General features: G+C 71.8%; 17 protein-coding genes. 8 read left to right on the top strand and 9 right to left on the bottom strand.

The window, feature by feature from the left end:
- On the bottom strand, positions 1-1434 hold the full coding sequence (locus OG276_RS13520) for a DUF402 domain-containing protein (protein WP_266905226.1): 1434 nt from the start codon (positions 1432-1434) through the stop codon (positions 1-3).
- A gap of 48 nt (positions 1435-1482) precedes the next feature.
- Positions 1483-2784 carry an MFS transporter gene (locus tag OG276_RS13515; protein WP_266905224.1) on the bottom strand — a complete coding sequence of 434 codons (1302 nt, stop codon included), beginning with the start codon at positions 2782-2784 and terminating at the stop codon, positions 1483-1485.
- Between the two features lie 99 nt (positions 2785-2883).
- On the opposite strand from OG276_RS13515, the gene OG276_RS13510 reads away from it, so the two are divergent.
- On the top strand, positions 2884-3825 hold the full coding sequence (locus OG276_RS13510; RefSeq protein WP_266905222.1) for a LysR family transcriptional regulator: 942 nt from the start codon (positions 2884-2886) through the stop codon (positions 3823-3825).
- Here the strand turns inward: OG276_RS13510 and OG276_RS13505 are convergent.
- Both OG276_RS13505 and OG276_RS13500 read right to left on the bottom strand, forming a co-directional pair.
- Positions 3761-4843 carry a helix-turn-helix transcriptional regulator gene (locus OG276_RS13505; RefSeq protein ID WP_266905220.1) on the bottom strand — a complete coding sequence of 361 codons (1083 nt, stop codon included), beginning with the start codon at positions 4841-4843 and terminating at the stop codon, positions 3761-3763. The two genes, OG276_RS13510 and OG276_RS13505, sit on opposite strands and share 65 nt — an antisense overlap.
- A 436-nt stretch (positions 4844-5279) precedes the next feature.
- Positions 5280-5999, bottom strand: a complete 720-nt coding sequence (locus OG276_RS13500) for an alpha/beta hydrolase (protein ID WP_266905218.1) — start codon at positions 5997-5999, stop codon at positions 5280-5282.
- 114 nt (positions 6000-6113) lie between these two features.
- On the opposite strand from OG276_RS13500, the gene OG276_RS13495 reads away from it, so the two are divergent.
- The 3 genes from OG276_RS13495 to OG276_RS13485 all read left to right on the top strand — a co-directional run bounded on the left by OG276_RS13495 (position 6114) and on the right by OG276_RS13485 (position 8653).
- A complete protein-coding gene (locus OG276_RS13495; RefSeq protein ID WP_266905216.1) occupies positions 6114-7262 on the top strand; it encodes an adenosine deaminase in 1149 nt (382 codons plus the stop codon).
- 139 nt (positions 7263-7401) lie between these two features.
- Entirely contained in the window at positions 7402-7671 is a 270-nt protein-coding gene (locus OG276_RS13490) for a hypothetical protein (RefSeq protein ID WP_266905214.1), read from the top strand.
- Between the two features lie 166 nt (positions 7672-7837).
- The gene (locus OG276_RS13485; protein WP_266905212.1) at positions 7838-8653 is read left to right on the top strand and encodes a hypothetical protein; all 816 of its coding nucleotides are present in this window, start codon (positions 7838-7840) and stop codon (positions 8651-8653) included.
- 17 nt (positions 8654-8670) lie between these two features.
- Here the strand turns inward: OG276_RS13485 and OG276_RS13480 are convergent, their stop codons facing one another.
- The 3 genes from OG276_RS13480 to OG276_RS13470 form a co-directional block, all read right to left on the bottom strand.
- The gene (locus OG276_RS13480) at positions 8671-8883 is read right to left on the bottom strand and encodes a PspC domain-containing protein (protein WP_266905211.1); all 213 of its coding nucleotides are present in this window, start codon (positions 8881-8883) and stop codon (positions 8671-8673) included.
- Positions 8884-8933: 50 nt separating this feature from the next.
- Positions 8934-9449, bottom strand: a complete 516-nt coding sequence (locus OG276_RS13475; protein ID WP_266912780.1) for a VanZ family protein — start codon at positions 9447-9449, stop codon at positions 8934-8936.
- 107 nt (positions 9450-9556) lie between these two features.
- Complete coding sequence (locus OG276_RS13470; protein WP_266905209.1) at positions 9557-10174, bottom strand: PH domain-containing protein; 618 nt, start codon at positions 10172-10174, stop codon at positions 9557-9559.
- Between the two features lie 160 nt (positions 10175-10334).
- Here OG276_RS13470 and deoC point away from each other — a divergent pair, with 160 nt between their 5' ends.
- The 3 genes from deoC to OG276_RS13455 are packed head-to-tail and all read left to right on the top strand — an operon-like array spanning position 10335 to position 13634.
- Entirely contained in the window at positions 10335-11297 is a 963-nt protein-coding gene (gene deoC, locus OG276_RS13465) for a deoxyribose-phosphate aldolase (RefSeq protein WP_266912778.1), read from the top strand.
- Positions 11298-11302: 5 nt separating this feature from the next.
- Positions 11303-12739 (top strand): aldehyde dehydrogenase family protein, encoded by a 1437-nt coding sequence (locus OG276_RS13460; RefSeq protein WP_266905207.1) that lies wholly within the window; start codon positions 11303-11305, stop codon positions 12737-12739.
- On the top strand, positions 12732-13634 hold the full coding sequence (locus OG276_RS13455; RefSeq protein WP_266905205.1) for an aldehyde dehydrogenase family protein: 903 nt from the start codon (positions 12732-12734) through the stop codon (positions 13632-13634). The genes OG276_RS13460 and OG276_RS13455 overlap by 8 nt, the downstream gene beginning before the upstream one ends.
- A 72-nt stretch (positions 13635-13706) precedes the next feature.
- Here the strand turns inward: OG276_RS13455 and OG276_RS13450 are convergent, their stop codons facing one another.
- Positions 13707-14063 carry a hypothetical protein gene (locus tag OG276_RS13450; protein WP_266905203.1) on the bottom strand — a complete coding sequence of 119 codons (357 nt, stop codon included), beginning with the start codon at positions 14061-14063 and terminating at the stop codon, positions 13707-13709.
- Between the two features lie 65 nt (positions 14064-14128).
- Between OG276_RS13450 and OG276_RS13445 the strand changes: the two genes are divergently transcribed.
- Positions 14129-14827: a uridine kinase gene (locus tag OG276_RS13445; RefSeq protein ID WP_266912776.1), complete on the top strand. Its 699-nt coding sequence runs from the start codon at positions 14129-14131 to the stop codon at positions 14825-14827.
- Between the two features lie 120 nt (positions 14828-14947).
- On the opposite strand, the gene OG276_RS13440 is transcribed toward OG276_RS13445, so the two are convergent.
- On the bottom strand, positions 14948-15667 hold the full coding sequence (locus OG276_RS13440; protein WP_266905201.1) for a SigE family RNA polymerase sigma factor: 720 nt from the start codon (positions 15665-15667) through the stop codon (positions 14948-14950).
- Between the last annotated feature and the right edge of the window lie 108 nt (positions 15668-15775).

The raw sequence follows: 15775 nt of genomic DNA, 5'->3' as shown, positions 1-15775 counted from the left end.
TCAGGCCTCCCCTTCCCCTTCGTACGGCGGGATGGTCCAGCGTAGGACGGCCTCGCCATCGCGCTCCTCCAGGGTGACCGGGTACACCCGGCCCTCCTCCCGCTCGCCCTGGTGCCGCTCGGAGTGGTCCCCGGGGTCCCAGCCGAGCCCGAGCACCCGGCAGCCGCCCAGCTCGATGGCCCCGGCCAGCAGCGGGTGGCCCCAGCCGGCGCGCCGGGCGCGGTGGTAGTCGGTGTGGGGCTCCACGGACACGCGCAGGCCGTTGCCCGGCCCCGCCCTGACCCAGTCCCTGATCCGCTCCGCCAGAGCCGCGGCCTCGCCCAGCGGGAGGTCGAGGAAGCCTAGGGGGCCGGATGCTCCGGCGGTCGGCCCGCCGCCGAACACCGCCTGGGCCTCGTCCTCGTACCGGCCCCGGTACGTGACGTCCGCCAGGCCGTTCACGGCTTCGCCGTTCAGCCCTTCGAAGGCGTCCAGGGCGCGGGCGTCGCCCAGGACCATGCCGCAGCGGTCGACCGGGAGGTCGCCGAGGGGGACCGGGTCCGGGCCGTGGGTCCAGGGGAGGCCGAGGGATATCTCCAGGGCGGAGATCACCGGTTCGCCGTCGAAGGGGGAAGGCGAGGTCCAGGCCCGTACCGGCAGGGGGCGGTCGGTGGCGGCGGGGACGGCCACGGCCTCGAAGCCCCACGGCTCGGGCCCGGCCGCCCCGCCGTCGTGGAGGTGGCCGCCGCCCGTCGCCGCCATGGCCAGGGCGCGGTCGGAGAGGGGCGGGGTGTCGTCCGGGCGGTGGTCGATCCAGCCGGCCTTGCCCAGGACGAGCACCCCCGACGGGGCCGTGACCGCGGCCAGGGGCAGGGGCGGGCGGTCCGGGAGGGGCCAGGACGCCGGCGGGCTGAAGTCGCACCACGTGCCGTCGAAGGGATAGGCGGCCGAGTCGATGAGCCGCGTGACGCGGACGCCCTCCGCGCGGATGGAGGCGGCCTCGTCCCGCGTCCAGTACACCGGGTGGCCCGTCTTCGCGGCGAAGGACTCCTCGTCCTTCCACTCCCACGCGCGGTCCGGGGTCACCGTGATGTCGAGTTCCTGGTCGGTCACGTGCACGTCCGCGCCGTCCCCGGTGCGGACGCGGGATTCCAGGTTCACGTACCAGCTGCGGAACTCCTGCTCCAGCGTGAAGCTCCACCACACCGCGTGCCCCGCCCCGGCCGGCTGCAGGATCAGCGCGCCGCCGTGGCGCCACCGGTCCGCCCGCAGTGGGTACGAGCCCTCCGGCGGCAGGTCCCGAAGGTGGGTGCCGGCCGGGATGGTGGCGCGCCAGAGCGGGGTGCCCGGGGCGACCCACAGCAGCAGGCCGTCGGCGCCGGACTCCACCACGCGGGCCGGGCAGATCATGCTGACCGTGCTGCCGAGTATGAGGTGAACGTTGACTATGGACATGATCGGCGATCATGCCATCCGGGACTGACGGCCCCGGTGGGGCGGCCCTCAGCGCGCCGCGAGCGCCGCGATCCGGGCCGTACGGGCCGCGTGCGACCCGTACAGGGTGATCGTGACGACCCCGGCGACCGCGAGCAGCGCGAGGGTGACCGTGGCCGCCCAGCCCGCCGAGTGGTAGGCGAGGGCGCCCAGCGTGCCGCCGGCGCTGGAGCCGACGTAGTACGCCGACTGGTAGAGCGCCGAGGCCTGCGCGCGGCCCGTCTTCGCCGTACGGCTCACCGCCGCGGAGGCCACCGCGTGGCCCGCGAAGAAGCCCGCCGTGATGAGGATCAGGCCGAGCAGGATCGCGGTGAGGGACTCCGCGAGGGAGAGGAACAGGCCCGCCGCCGTCGTGGTCACCGCCAGGTACAGCGCGCCGCGCCGGCCCAGCCGGGCCACCAGCTGCCCGGCCGCCGCCGAGGAGACCGTACCGACCAGGTAGATCAGGAAGATCGAGCCGATGAGGCCCTGCCCGAGCGAGAACGGCTCGTCCACCAGGCGGTAGCCGATGACCGTGTACACCGCCCCGAACACGGTCATGAACAGCGCGCCGATCCCGTACAGCCGCAGCAGCAGCGGATCGCGCAGGTGCCCGGAGACGGTACGTCCCACCTCACGCGGGTTCAGCGAGGCCGGCCGGAAGAACCGGGCCCGGGGCAGGAGGACCAGGAACGCCGCCGCGCAGGCCAGCGACATCAGGCCGACGGCCAGCAGCCCGCCGCGCCAGCCCCAGACCTGGGCCGCCCAGCCCGTGACGAGGCGGCCGCTCATGCCGCCGATGGAGTTGCCCGCCACGAACAGGCCGATCGCGGCGACCAGCGCCTTCGGCTTCACCTCTTCCGCCAGGTACGCCATCGCGGAGGCCGGGATGCCGGCGATCGCCGCGCCCTGAACGGCGCGCAGCGCGATCAGCCACTCCAGGTTCGGTGCGAAGGGCACGAGGAGGCCGACGCCGACCGCGATCACCATCGAGCAGGTCATCATCCGGGTCCGCCCGAAACGCTCCGAGAGCGCGCTGAGCGGCAGGACGAACAGCGCGAGCGCACCGGTGGCCGCGGAGACCGTCCAGCTGGCCTGACCCGCCGTCACGCCGAAGCCGTCGGAGATCGCGGGCAGCAGCGCCTGGGTGGAGTAGAGGAGGGCGAAGGTGGCCAGACCGGCGGCGAAGAGCGCCAGGCTGAGGCGGCGGTAGCCGGGACGGCCGGGCTCGTGCGCCTCGGGTGCGGAGGCGGGGGCCTCGGGTGCGGAGGCCGGGAACGACGGGGTGGAGGCACCCGGGATGACGGGTGCCCCGGTATGAGCGGGAGGCATGCCTACGACGGTAGGCCCGTCCTTTTCATGCGTCCAATGCACGGATTCGCGATAATCAATCCATCCATGCATCAGCGCAGGTCAGATGGGTGTCTATCGATGAGTCGTTACGAAGAAGACATGGCCGTGACACATGCGCTGGCCCCGCGCCTCGCCTACTTCGTCGCCGTCGCCCGGCACGAGCACGTCACCCGCGCCGCGCACGAGCTGGGCGTTCCCCAGTCCACCCTGTCGCGGGCCATGGTCCGCCTCGAACAGGACCTGGGCGTCACCCTGTTCGCCCGCAAGGGCCGTACGGTCGCCCTCACCGTCGCGGGCCGCACCTTCCTCGCCTCGGCGGAGCGCTCGCTGGCCGAGATCGCCCGCGCCGCCGGCTCCGTACAGCAGGACGCCGACCCGTCCTTCGGCAAGGTCGCCTTCGGCTTCCTGCACACCCTGGGCCCCGAGACCGTACCCGGCCTGATCCGGGCCTTCCGGGCCGACCACCCCGGCGTGCGGTTCTCCCTGGTCCAGAACTACGGCGAGGCCATGCTGGAGCGGCTGCGCGCCGGCGAGCTCGACCTCTGCCTGACCTCGCCGCTGCCCGACGCCCCGGACCTGGTGGCCCGGCGGCTCGACGAGCAGCGGCTGCGCCTGGTGGTCCCCGACGACCACCGGCTCGCCACGCGCAAGCGGATCCGCCTCGCGGAAGCCGCCGAGGAAACCTTCGTCACCCTGGAGCCGGGCTACGGGCTGCGCCGCATCACCGACGACCTGTGCGCGGAGGCCGGGTTCACGCCCCGGGTCGCCTTCGAGGGCGAGGAGGCCGAGACCCTGCGCGGGCTCGTCGCCGCCGGTCTCGGTGTGGCGCTGCTGCCGCCGCCGGCGGTGGCCCGGCCCGGGGTCGTCGAGCTGACGGTCACCGCCCCGCGCGCGGTCCGCGAGATCGGGGTGGCGTGGCTCGACGGGCACCCGGACACGCCTCCGGTGGCGGAGTTCAAGAAGTTTCTGCTGTCCCGTCGGGGGCGGCTGATTCCGGAGCTTCAGCCGGGGGGTGAGTGAGCGGGGTGCGGGTGGCGGAGGCGGCGGCCGCGGCCGTCGCCGACAGCAGGAACCCCGCCTGGAAACGGGACTTGGCCCCCACCGCCCGCATGATCTCGGCGATGTGGCGCTGGCAGGTCCGCTCCGACATGCCGAGGCGCCGGGCGATGACCTTGTCCTCCAGCCCCTCCGCCAGGAGCCGCACGATGTTCTGGCGCAGCTCGTCGGAGATCGAACGGGCCTGGTCCGGCCCGACGGTGGTGCTGAAGGGCTCGGCCTCCGCCCAGCAGCGCTCGAAGGTCTGCGCCATGAAGTGGACGACGTTGGGCTCGCGCACCACCAGCGCCGCCTTGATGTCGTCCTGTACCTCCATCAGCCCGGTGTGCCGGTCGACGAGGATCATCCGCATCAGCCCGTCGCCGACGGTACGGACCTGCGAGCCGAGCGCGGTCACCCGCTCCACGTAGGCGGCCGTCGGGCGGGAGTAGCGGGCGGTGTGCTGGTAGAGGGTGCGCATCCGCACGCCCCGGGCCAGCATCGCCTCGTCCCGGACCACCGCCCCCTCCAGGGTCGCCGTGCTGCGGCCGCCGCCCGGGTGGCAGGTCAGCACCTCGGACTCGGCCGAGGCGATGAGCTCCCCGATCAGGTCCTGCAGCGCGTCCGGGTCGGTGACCAGCTCCAGGGCGTTCGCCCCGCCCCGGTCGCGCAGGTCGGCGCCCGCCTCGTACGCGGGGAGCAGGTTCTCCAGCCGGTCGCGCAGCCGGTCCATCTCGTCGTGGGTCTCGCGCACCCGCAGGGCCAGCGGGGCCAGCGTCCGGGCCACCGCGGCCCGCGGGGACACGGCGCTCCAGCACACCCGCGCGGGCTCGTCGGGGCGGACGCCGTCCGCGGCGGAGGCCGGGTGGGAGCGGGGCTGGATCAGGTGGGCCGCCGCGAGTTCGGCGAGGGCGTCGCCGACCGACTCGCCGAGCGCCTCGCCGGCTTCCGTCTCGGAAAACGTGTGCCGCTCGGCCGCGTACCCGTAAAGACGCCGGGCCACGGAGCTCAGTTGGTCCGTTTCATCCGATGGCATATACATATTCGTCCCGGCCTGTGCCGATTCGTAAACCCCTCGTGTTCCCGCAAGGCACCAAGACGATGCCCTCCGATCTTCGTGAGGATAGGCCTAACCGGCACAGTGGTACCACGGCGTTCTCGGGGGAGGGCGCGGGCATTTTCAAGTCCGCGCTTCGCCGGCCTGGCATCGCGCCCTCGCGCGGGCGTGTGCCTCAAGGTGGTCGCGCCGGGCCCGCCCGTGTCATCCGACCGGGAGGGGACGGCGCGGCCGGCACGGACGGCCCGGCGTGACCACACCGAATCCGGGCGCTTCGGCCCGCAGCGCGCGGCTGCCCTTCGGGGGCCTTCCTTGCCCTTCCGGGCAGTCGCTGCCCTTCGGGGCCCTCCGCCCCGCCGCCCTCCGTCGTAGGCGTGGGGTGTCAGCCGCGCAGGGACCGCTTGTAGCCGGAGGCCAGCGGCATCCGCAGGCCCAGCGGCGGGGGAGCCGCCAGCGCGTCGGTGACCGGTCGCGAGTAGGGCCCCGAGAACACGGAGCCCAGTACGAAGTCCACGGACAGGGCCACGACTTCGTCCTGGTGCTCGCGCAGCCCGTGCCCGTCGGAGTGCACCTCGAAGCGGCACGTCGTGCGGTTCGCCTTCTTCGCCCGGGTCGCCAGCCGGTACGACAACTCCGGGTCGCTGCGGGCGTCGTTGGTGCCGTGCACGATCAGGACCCGGCGGCCCGAGAGCTGCTTCACCGGTTCGGGGGAGTCGGTGTCGGACTGCCGCGGGAACGAAGGGGCGAGTGCCAGAACGGAGTTGACGGCTTCGTGGCCGGCCGCGGCGAGCGCCGCCCGGCCGCCCGCGTCGTAGCCGGCCAGGCACACCGGGACGTCCCCGTACCGGCGGACCACCTCGTCCGCGGCCCACTGGGCGTCCCCTTCCCGGGTGCCCGCACCGTGGATGACCTGGTGCGTGACCAGCCCGTCCGCCGCGCCCGCACGGGCCAGGGCCCGAGCCAGCGGACGTACCGGACCGGGGGACAATCTGGACGCTCCGGGGAGAAGGAGCACCACACCACTGACCGTTGAGACCGAGCCGTTCGCGCCGGCCGCCCGCCCCAGGCGGGCCCCGCGCGCCGGCGGCGCATGCTGTGCCATGACGGAACAGTCTCAGACGCCGAGGTGTACGCCACCCGTCCGCGCGGTCACTGTTACATATCGGGGGCGGACTCCGTCTCACCGCTCTACGCGCGTAGGAGCTAGAGTGCCCAGATGACGAGCGAGACCCCCAACCTGCCCACCCCGGATCAGATCAGCCGCTCCCCGAAGGTGCTCCTGCACGACCACCTCGACGGTGGACTGCGCCCCGGGACCATCATCGAGCTGGCCCGCGAGGTCGGCTACGAGAACCTTCCCGAGACCGACGCCGACAAGCTCGGCATCTGGTTCCGGGAGGCCGCCGACTCCGGTTCCCTGCCGCGCTACCTGGAGACCTTCGCCCACACCTGCGCGGTCATGCAGACGAAGGCGGCCCTCTTCCGGGTGGCCGCCGAGTGCGCCGAGGACCTCGCCGAGGACGGCGTCGTCTACGCGGAGATCCGTTACGCGCCCGAGCAGCACCTGGAAGCCGGCCTGACCCTCGAAGAGGTCGTCGAGACGGTCAACGAGGGCTTCCGCGAGGGCGAGCGCCGCGCGAAGGCCAACGGTCACCGGATCCGCGTCGGCGCGCTGCTGACCGCGATGCGGCACGCGGCCCGCGCGCTGGAGATCGCGGAGCTGGCCAACCGCTACCGCGACAACGGCGTCGTCGGCTTCGACATCGCCGGCGCCGAGGCCGGGTTCCCTCCCACCCGCCACCTCGACGCCTTCGAGTACCTCAAGCGCGAGAACAACCACTTCACCATCCACGCGGGCGAGGCCTTCGGCCTGCCGTCGATCTGGCAGGCCCTGCAGTGGTGCGGCGCCGACCGGCTCGGCCACGGTGTGAAGATCATCGATGACATCGAGGTCGCCGCCGACGGTTCCGTGACGCTGGGCCGCCTGGCCTCGTACGTCCGGGACAAGCGGATCCCGCTGGAGATGTGCCCGACGTCGAACCTGCAGACGGGTGCGGCGCTCTCCTATGCCGAGCACCCGATCGGCCTGCTGCGGAAACTGCACTTCAGGCTGACGGTCAACACCGACAACCGGCTGATGAGCGGCACCAGCATGAGCCGCGAGTTCGAGCACCTGGTCGACACCTTCGGCTACTCGCTCGACGACATGCAGTGGTTCACGGTCAATGCGATGAAGTCCGCGTTCATTCCTTTCGATGAACGACTGGCCATGATCAACGACGTGATCAAGCCCGGTTATGCGGAGCTGAAGTCGGAATGGCTGTTCCGTCAGACCGCTTCCACCAGCGGTTCCGTCTCGGCCTAGGCCAAGGCATGACGAACTGAAAGCGCCCGGGAGGAGCAATTCCCGGGCGCTTTCTCGTATTTAATGATGTTTGCGAGAGGGGGTTTGAAGTGACTAGTTTGCGGAGCCGCTCATTTCCCCGTCGCAAGGACGATTCTTCATGAAGCACACAGCTGCCAAGACCCTCGGTGTTGCCGCTCTCGGTGCCGCCTTCGCCGCCGTCGCCGCCGGTAGCGCCTCGGCCGTCCCCGCCGTCGGTCTCAGTGACGCGCTGGGCACCGTCACGGGCGCGGTCCAGGGCGCGACCAGCCAGCAGCACGTGGCCGCCGAAGAGGGCCAGCAGGCCTCCGACGCGAGCGACCCGGCCGCCGTGCTCGGCCCGGTGACCGGCCTGCTCGGCGGTCTGCCGACCAGCGGCCTCGGCGCCTGATCCACTCAGGATCCCCTGTCGGATTCGTACGCGACCCGTACGCGATTCGCACGCACGCCCACGCGGCGCACACCTCTTCGAACGGGTGTGTGCCGCGTCGCGGCATGTGCCAGGATCACCGCCAACTGCCCGCCGACCCCATGGGTATGAGGTTTCGATCATGCGAATGAAGGCACGAACGGCCACGGCCGTACTGCTCCCCGCCCTGCTGTCCGCGATGGTGGGCTGCGGCAGTACGAACACCCCGGCCTCCGGCAAGGGCCCGGACCCGAAGGGCTCCGCGAGCGCGCCCGGGCAGTCCGCGTCGGCGGGCTCGGCCGGCACGGGTGCCCCCGGCTCCGCGGGCAGCGGCACAGCCGGCGCTGCGGGCGGTGCGGGCGGTGCGGGCGGTACGAACGCTCCCAAGCAGGGCGGCAGCCGGCTGGAGCGCTCCGCCCTGGAGCAGGGCGACCTGACCGGCTACCAGATCTCCGCGAACGGCAAGAACCCGAACGCCCCCGACGGCCAGCCGCAGGCGGACCGCAAGGCCTGCCAGCCGCTCGCCGACATCATGGGCGACAAGCCCGACCCGGCGGCGCGCGAGACCGTGAACCGGGGCATCGGCTCCCAGAAGCAGATGGGCCTGGCCGTCTCCGCCTCCGTCAGCTCCTACGCCGAGTCCGACGCCAAGGCGCTGATCGCCCGGCTGAAGGACGCCGTGGCGGCCTGCGCCACCGGCTTCACCGCCACCGTCGAGAAGCAGAGCGGCGCGTACCGCGAGGTGAAGGCGGCCGACTACAAGACGGGCGGCGACGAGAGCGTCAGCTGGACCACGACCGCGGCCGCCGAGGGCGTCACCGCCCAGGTGCACCTGGTCGTCGTACGCCAGGGCGACACCGTCGTGCGTCTCATGGCTCTCAACGTCGCGGGCGGCCGCCAGACCCCCCAGGTTCCGCACGAGGTCGCGGACAAGCAGCTGCAGAAGGTCCGCGCCGCGCGCTGAATTCCCGGTCCGTCCGGCTACCAGCCGGTGGCGGCGGAAGGGGTGCCCGACTTCTCGTTCGGCAGGAGCACCCACAGCGCCAGGTAAAGGAGGAACTGCGGGCCGGGCAGCAGGCACGAGACGACGAAGATGATCCGCATCGTGTTCGCGGATATTCCGAACCGGCGCGCCAGACCGGCACAGACTCCGCCGATCCATCGTCCGTCACGGGGGCGGGCAAGGGCGCTCATGGTCTCTCCTCGGTCGTTGTGCGGTCCGCGGGATGTTTTCCCGCGATGCCTCAATACTCCCGCTGAACAGAGGACAGAACGTCGGTCCAAGGGCCGAGCCCGACCCTGGTAATTCTCGGGGTCCGGCCCTGAGAGCGCCGCAGCCGGGACCGCAGGGCCGGGATGACGGCCAGGTGCGCGAGCACCACGCCGAGGGTGTTCAGCAGCACCGAATCCACATCGACGACCTGCCCCGGGACCGCCATCTGGAACATCTCGATGCCGACCGAGAACAGCGCGCCCGCGGCGGCCGTCCGGGCCAGCGAGGACCACGTGGCCAGCGGCGAAAGCTCCACCCGGCCGCTGATCAGCGGCAGCAGCACCCCGAGCGGGGCCAGCAGCGCCAGCCCGCCGCCGATCCGGCGGGCGGCCTCCAGGGGCCCGTAGGAGAGGTCGGCCCTGATCCCCTCCAGCGGGGTCAGATTGGCCGCCGCCGCCCAGGGCACGTCCAGCGGGCGCAGCATCAGCCAGCCGACGAGCAGGAGGTGGGCGGCCAGCAGGACCCCGGTGAGAAGCCGGATCCACAGCTGTACGGCGACGGCGCTGCCGCTGCCCTTGACACGGTTGCCCTCGAGACGGTGCACGCCAGTGGAGACGCGGGTTCCGGTGCTCGCGGTTCCGGGGAAACCCCCGGTCAGCCGGTGGCGAGCAGCACAATCAGGATGAGCGCGCCGATCACGGCGGGCGCGATGATCTCGTACGACCAGGAGACCTTCACCGAGCCCTGCGCGCCGGCCCGCGAGGCGCAGCGCTCGTGCAGTTCCCGGAGCTCGTCGACGATCCGGTCGGCGGAGGCCCGGCGGACGTCCTCGTCCGGGGTCTTGGCCTGTCCGTTGCCCAGACCGAGCCGGCCGGCCTGGCGGCGGTTGGCCTTCTTGCGCTCCCGCAGGGAGACCGCGATGGACCACATCTGGTACGTCGCCCCCTCCGCCAGCACCTCGGCGGAGAACCGGGCCCGCACGGTGTCGACGGCCGCCCAGGGCAGCTCGATGACCCGGAAGGGGTTGCGCACGCGCAGCCGGTCGTCGTTGGCGAAGACGGCCGGACGGACCGTGAACGCGACGATGACCGGGGCCAGGCACAGAACGGTGGCGAGGGCGATCCACGGGACGTTCCCGGAGCCCCGCACCACGGCGTCCCCGCAGAGCCACGCGAGCAGCGCGAGCAGTACCACCCCGGTGACGGTGGCCATCGGGGAACGGTAGACCCGGTCGTCGTACGCCGGCTCTTCGGTGGGCTGCTCGCTGCTCATGCGGCAGATTCTGCCTCAAGCCGTCTCAGCCCACGAGATCGGCGTACGGGAGGGGCGGGCCGGGACGGCTGCCGGGAGCAAGCGGGGTGTCCGATTCCGAATGAATCGGGGGGAGGGGGTGACAGGCCGCTACGCGCGTAGATATGCTCATGTGGTGACCATGCCCACCACCCTCACCGCATTCGCTGACGTGACGACGTCCGACAGTGCGCTGCGCCGCTTCCTGCACGGGCTGCCCGGCGTCGACGCTGTCGGCCTGGAGGCCCGCGCGGCCTCCCTCGGCACCCGCTCGATCAAGACGACGGCCAAGGCGTACGCCATCGACCTCGCCATCTCGATGATCGACCTGACGACGCTGGAAGGCGCGGATACCCCGGGCAAGGTCCGGGCGCTCTCCGCCAAGGCAGCCAACCCCGATCCGACCGACCGCACCACGCCCATGACGGCCGCCGTCTGCGTGTACCCCGACATGGTGGCCACCGCCAAGGCCGCCCTGAACGGCGCCGACGTCAAGGTCGCCTCCGTCGCCACGGCCTTCCCGGCCGGCCGCGCGGCCCTGCCCGTCAAGCTCGCCGACACGGCCGACGCCGTGGCCGCCGGCGCCGACGAGATCGACATGGTCATCGACCGTGGCGCCTTCCTCGCCGGCCACTACCTCGACACCTACGAGCTGATCCGCTCCGTCAAGGCGGCCTGCGTCCGTCCCGACGGCAGCGCGGCCCGGCTCAAGGTGATCTTCGAGACCGGCGAGCTGTCCACGTACGACAACATCCGCCGCGCCTCCTGGATCGGCATGATGGCCGGGGCCGACTTCATCAAGACGTCCACCGGCAAGGTCGGGGTCAACGCGACGCCCGCGAACACGCTGCTCATGCTCGAAGCCGTCCGCGACTTCAAGGCGCAGACTGGAATCCAGATCGGCGTGAAGCCGGCCGGCGGCATCCGGACCACCAAGGACGCGATCAAGTTCCTGGTCCTGGTCAACGAGACCGTGGGCGAGGACTGGCTGTCCAACCACTGGTTCCGCTTCGGAGCCTCCAGCCTGCTCAACGACCTGTTGATGCAGCGCCAGAAGCTGAGCACCGGCCGTTACTCCGGTCCCGACTACGTGACGGTGGACTGATCATCATGGCATCCGCATTCGAGTACGCACCCGCCCCCGAGTCCCGGTCCGTCGTCGACATCGCGCCCTCCTACGGGCTTTTCATCGACGGCGAGTTCACCGACGCGGCGGACGGCAAGGTCTTCAAGACCGTCTCCCCGGCCTCCGAAGAGGTCCTCTCCGAGATCGCGCAGGCCGGCGCCGCCGACGTGGACCGTGCCGTGAAGGCCGCCCGCAAGGCCTTCGAGAAGTGGTCCGCGCTGCCCGGCTCCGAGCGCGCCAAGTACCTCTTCCGCATCGCCCGGATCATCCAGGAGCGCAGCCGCGAGCTGGCCGTCCTGGAGACCCTCGACAACGGCAAGCCGATCCGGGAGACCCGCGACGCGGACCTCCCGCTCGTCGCCGCGCACTTCTTCTACTACGCGGGCTGGGCCGACAAACTCGACCACGCGGGCTACGGCGCGAACCCCCGCCCCCTCGGCGTGGCCGGCCAGGTCATCCCGTGGAACTTCCCGCTGATGATGCTCGCCTGGAAGATCGCCCCGGCGCTCGCCACGGGCAACACGGTCGTGCTCAAGCCGGCCCAGACGACCCCGCTGTCCGCGCTCTTCTTCGCGGACATCTGCCGCCAGGCGGGCCTGCCCAAGGGTGTCGTCAACATCCTCCCCGGGTACGGGGACGCGGGCGCGGCCCTCGTCGAGCACCCGGACGTGAACAAGGTCGCCTTCACCGGCTCCACCGCCGTCGGCAAGGCCATCGCGCGCCAGGTCGCCGGCACCTCCAAGAGGCTCACCCTGGAGCTGGGCGGCAAGGGTGCCAACATCGTCTTCGACGACGCCCCCATCGACCAGGCCGTCGAGGGCATCGTCAGCGGCATCTTCTTCAACCAGGGCCAGGTCTGCTGCGCGGGCTCGCGCCTCCTGGTCCAGGAGTCGATCCACGACGAGCTGATCGACTCGCTCAAGCGCCGGCTGACCACGCTGCGCCTGGGCGACCCGCTCGACAAGAACACCGACATCGGCGCGATCAACTCCGCCGAGCAGCTCGCCCGGATCACCGCCCTCGCGGACACCGGCGAGGCGGAGGGCGCCGAGCGCTGGTCGGCGCCGTGCGAACTGCCGAACGCCGGCTACTGGTTCGCCCCGACGCTCTTCACGAACGTCTCCCAGTCGCACACCGTCGCCCGCGACGAGATCTTCGGCCCGGTGCTGTCCGTGCTGACCTTCCGCACGCCCGACGAGGCCGTCGCCAAGGCCAACAACAGCCAGTACGGCCTGTCCGCCGGCATCTGGACGGAGAAGGGCAGCCGCATCCTCGCGGTCGCCAACAAGCTCCGTGCGGGTGTGGTGTGGGCCAACACGTTCAACAAGTTCGACCCGACCTCGCCCTTCGGCGGCTACAAGGAGTCGGGCTTCGGGCGCGAAGGCGGCCGTCACGGCCTGGAGGGCTACCTCGATGTCTGATTCTTCGGCGCAGACGCGTCTGAGCGTCTTCAAGACCTACAAGCTGTACGTCGGGGGCAAGTTCCCCCGCTCCGAGAGCGGCCGGGTGTACGAGGTGTCCGACTCCAAGGGCAAGTGGCTGGCCAACGCACCCCTGTCCTCCCGCAAGGACGCCCGTGACGCGGTCGTCGCGGCCCGCAAGGCCTTCGGCGGCTGGTCGGGCGCGACCGCGTACAACCGCGGCCAGATCCTCTACCGCGTCGCCGAGATGCTGGAGGGCCGCCGCGAGCAGTTCGTCCGCGAGGTCGGCGAGGCCGAGGGCCTGTCCAAGACCAAGGCCGCGGCCGTCGTGGACGCGGCCATCGACCGCTGGGTCTGGTACGCGGGCTGGACCGACAAGATCGGCCAGATCGTGGGCGGGGCCAACCCGGTCGCGGGCCCGTTCTTCAACCTCTCCACCCCCGAGCCGACCGGCGTGGTCACGGTCGTGGCCCCGCAGGACTCGTCCTTCCTCGGACTGGTCTCGGTGATCGCCCCGGTGATCGCCACCGGCAACACGGTCGTCGTCATCGCCTCCGAGAAGGCGCCGCTCCCGGCGCTCTCCCTCGGCGAGGTCCTGGCCACCTCCGACCTGCCCGGCGGCGTGGTCAACATCCTGTCCGGCAAGGCCGCCGAGATGGGCCCGCACCTGGCGTCCCACCAGGACGTCAACGCGATCGACCTGGCGGGCGCCGGCGAGGCGCTGGCCAAGGAGCTGGAGATCGCGGCCGCGGACAACCTCAAGCGCGTCCTGCGTCCACAGCCTGTGGACGACTGGAGCGCGGACCCGGGCACGGCGCGCATGACGGCGTTCCTGGAGACCAAGACCGTCTGGCACCCGACCGGGTCGCTGGGCGCGGGCGGATCTTCTTACTAGGGGCCCAGAGGCCCCACCCCCCCGAAGACGGGCCCCGGCGGCGTCCCCCGCGCTGCCGGGGCCTCTTCGTGCTTACTGCTTGGGGAGGACCGGTCCGAGCAGCGAGGAGACCGCGGCGGTGGGCAGCTCGCCGACCGACGGCCCCTGGGTCAGGATGCCCGTGACCATGCCCGTGCCGACGGACGGGAAATCCGCGACCTTGGTGGCCACGCCGTTGTCGAGGGGGTCCACGCCGGTGTGGGCCAGCGGATTCACCTTGAGGTTAGAGATCGGGTCGGAGACCCCTGCGAGGGCCGCCGGAACATCGAGCTCGCCCGCCTGGGCGCCGCCGGCAGCCATCGCGAGGGCCGCACCGGCCATCGAGAAGGTCAGGCCTGCGGTGCGCAGCGCCTTGGGGAGGGGGGCTTTGGGGGCTGCGTGACGTGCCATGGATTCCCGCCTGTGGGCTCGTGTGGGGACGTAGTCGTGCGCGCACGCAGCGTAGTGGAGGTGTGATCCTGGATACCAACGGGTCTTTGGGTAGGTCCCCTGCGCGAGGTAATAGTTCACACTGTTGTTCCGTGAGCTGTTCTTCTCCTTTGCCTACGCGCGTCGTGCTGCTGACCGGGCCCTCGGGCTCCGGCAAGTCCTCGCTGGCCGCCCGTTCGGGCCTGCCCGTCCTGCGCCTGGACGACTTCTACAAGGAGGGCGACGACCCGACCCTGCCGCTGGTCGAGGGCAGCTCCGACATCGACTGGGACTCCCCGCTGTCGTGGGACGCCGAGGTCGCCGTCGCCGCCGTCGCGGAGCTGTGCCGCACCGGCCGCACCGAGGTCCCGGTGTACGACATCGCGACCAGCTCCCGCACCGGCACCGAGACGCTGGACATCGGCCGGACCCCGCTGTTCATCGCGGAGGGGATCTTCGCGGCGGACGTCGTGGCGCGCTGCCAGGAGCTCGGACTGCTGGCGGACGCGCTCTGCCTGCGCGGGCGGCCCAGCACCACCTTCCGCCGCCGCCTGGCCCGTGACCTGCGCGAGGGCCGCAAATCGGTGCCGATGCTCCTGCGGCGCGGGTGGCGGCTCATGCGGGCCGAGCGGGGCATCGTGGCCCGGCACACCGCGCTGGGCGCGCACGCCTGCGGCCGCGACGAGGCCCTCGGGCGGCTTGCCGCAGCAGCGGCGGGGCGGCACCGGGCTGCCGCCGCGGTCTAGGAACGTGAAAAGGCGGGACCCTGCGGACCCCCGGCCGCATGATCCCGCCTTTTTCCCCCGTGGCCCCCGCCCCACCCCCGCAGGACGGGCCCCCTGGCCCGATGGTCCGTGTGGCCGCGCCTACGCGACCAGGTCTTCGAAGGACTCCGACTCGTCGCGGCCGAAGCTCAGCGCCTCGTCCTCGCGCATCCGCCGCAGCGAACGCCAGATGCTCGACTTCACCGTGCCGACGCTGATGCCCAGGATCTCCGCGATCTCCGGGTCCGTGCGGCCCTCGTAGTACCGGAGCACCAGCATCGTGCGCTGCGGCTCCGGAATGCGGGTCAGTGCCTGCCACAGCACGGCGCGCAGCTCCGTACCGCCCATGGCGTCCGTGTCCGAGGCCGTCTCCGGCAGCTCCTCCGTCGGGTACTCGTTGAGCTTGCGCCGGCGCCAGGCGCTGATGTGCAGGTTCGTCATCGTGCGGCGCAGGTACCCGCCGACGGCGGCCTTGTCGCTGATGCGGTCCCAGGCGCGGTACGTGGAGAACAGCGCGGTCTGCAGCAGGTCCTCGGCCTCGTAGCGGTCGCCGGTCAGGTGGAAGGCCGTCGCGTACAGAGCGGCGCGCCGCTCCTGGACGTACGCCGTGAACTCGGCTTCGTTCGAGGAGTCCGGGACGTCCGGGGAGCCCGCCGTGCGCTGGGCGGGGACGGAGGGGCGCTCGTAGGTCTTCGCGTCGATGGCCACCACGTGCGCCGGCCGCCGGGAAGGGGCCGTCGCCGTACGGATTGCCGTGCGGCGGTTCACATCGTGCAGCCGCGTGACAATCGCGCCGGTGCTGGTGCTGTGCAGCGTGTTCATCTCGCGCCCCCCGTCGTGGAGTCTGTCTGGTCCGTTGCCAAGAAGACTGCCCGCCCGAGATAACCGGGGTGTCCTTCGACTGTCACAGGCCTGTCACAGGGGCCCGGG

Origin of the sequence: Streptomyces sp. NBC_00086, from assembly GCF_026343255.1 — a bacterium.
Taxonomy (GTDB): Bacteria; Actinomycetota; Actinomycetes; order Streptomycetales; family Streptomycetaceae; genus Streptomyces.
The sequence above is the reverse complement of the archived record's forward strand: the minus strand, read 5'-3'. Positions and strand labels throughout refer to the sequence as shown.

Excerpts from the sequence above, each read along its gene's own strand:
- OG276_RS13520 (WP_266905226.1), bottom strand. The coding sequence starts at position 1,434 with ATGTCCATAGTCAACGTTCACCTCATACTCGGCAGCACGGTCAGCATG.
- OG276_RS13500 (WP_266905218.1), bottom strand. The coding sequence starts at position 5,999 with ATGGCACAGCATGCGCCGCCGGCGCGCGGGGCCCGCCTGGGGCGGGCG.
- OG276_RS13450 (WP_266905203.1), bottom strand. The coding sequence starts at position 14,063 with ATGGCACGTCACGCAGCCCCCAAAGCCCCCCTCCCCAAGGCGCTGCGC.
- OG276_RS13515 (WP_266905224.1), bottom strand. The coding sequence starts at position 2,784 with ATGCCTCCCGCTCATACCGGGGCACCCGTCATCCCGGGTGCCTCCACC.
- OG276_RS13470 (WP_266905209.1), bottom strand. The coding sequence starts at position 10,174 with ATGAGCAGCGAGCAGCCCACCGAAGAGCCGGCGTACGACGACCGGGTC.
- OG276_RS13460 (WP_266905207.1), top strand. The coding sequence starts at position 11,303 with ATGGCATCCGCATTCGAGTACGCACCCGCCCCCGAGTCCCGGTCCGTC.
- OG276_RS13485 (WP_266905212.1), top strand. The coding sequence starts at position 7,838 with ATGAAGGCACGAACGGCCACGGCCGTACTGCTCCCCGCCCTGCTGTCC.
- OG276_RS13440 (WP_266905201.1), bottom strand. The coding sequence starts at position 15,667 with ATGAACACGCTGCACAGCACCAGCACCGGCGCGATTGTCACGCGGCTG.
- OG276_RS13455 (WP_266905205.1), top strand. The coding sequence starts at position 12,732 with ATGTCTGATTCTTCGGCGCAGACGCGTCTGAGCGTCTTCAAGACCTAC.
- OG276_RS13480 (WP_266905211.1), bottom strand. The coding sequence starts at position 8,883 with ATGAGCGCCCTTGCCCGCCCCCGTGACGGACGATGGATCGGCGGAGTC.
- OG276_RS13510 (WP_266905222.1), top strand. The coding sequence starts at position 2,884 with ATGAGTCGTTACGAAGAAGACATGGCCGTGACACATGCGCTGGCCCCG.
- deoC (WP_266912778.1), top strand. The coding sequence starts at position 10,335 with ATGCCCACCACCCTCACCGCATTCGCTGACGTGACGACGTCCGACAGT.
- OG276_RS13490 (WP_266905214.1), top strand. The coding sequence starts at position 7,402 with ATGAAGCACACAGCTGCCAAGACCCTCGGTGTTGCCGCTCTCGGTGCC.
- OG276_RS13495 (WP_266905216.1), top strand. The coding sequence starts at position 6,114 with ATGACGAGCGAGACCCCCAACCTGCCCACCCCGGATCAGATCAGCCGC.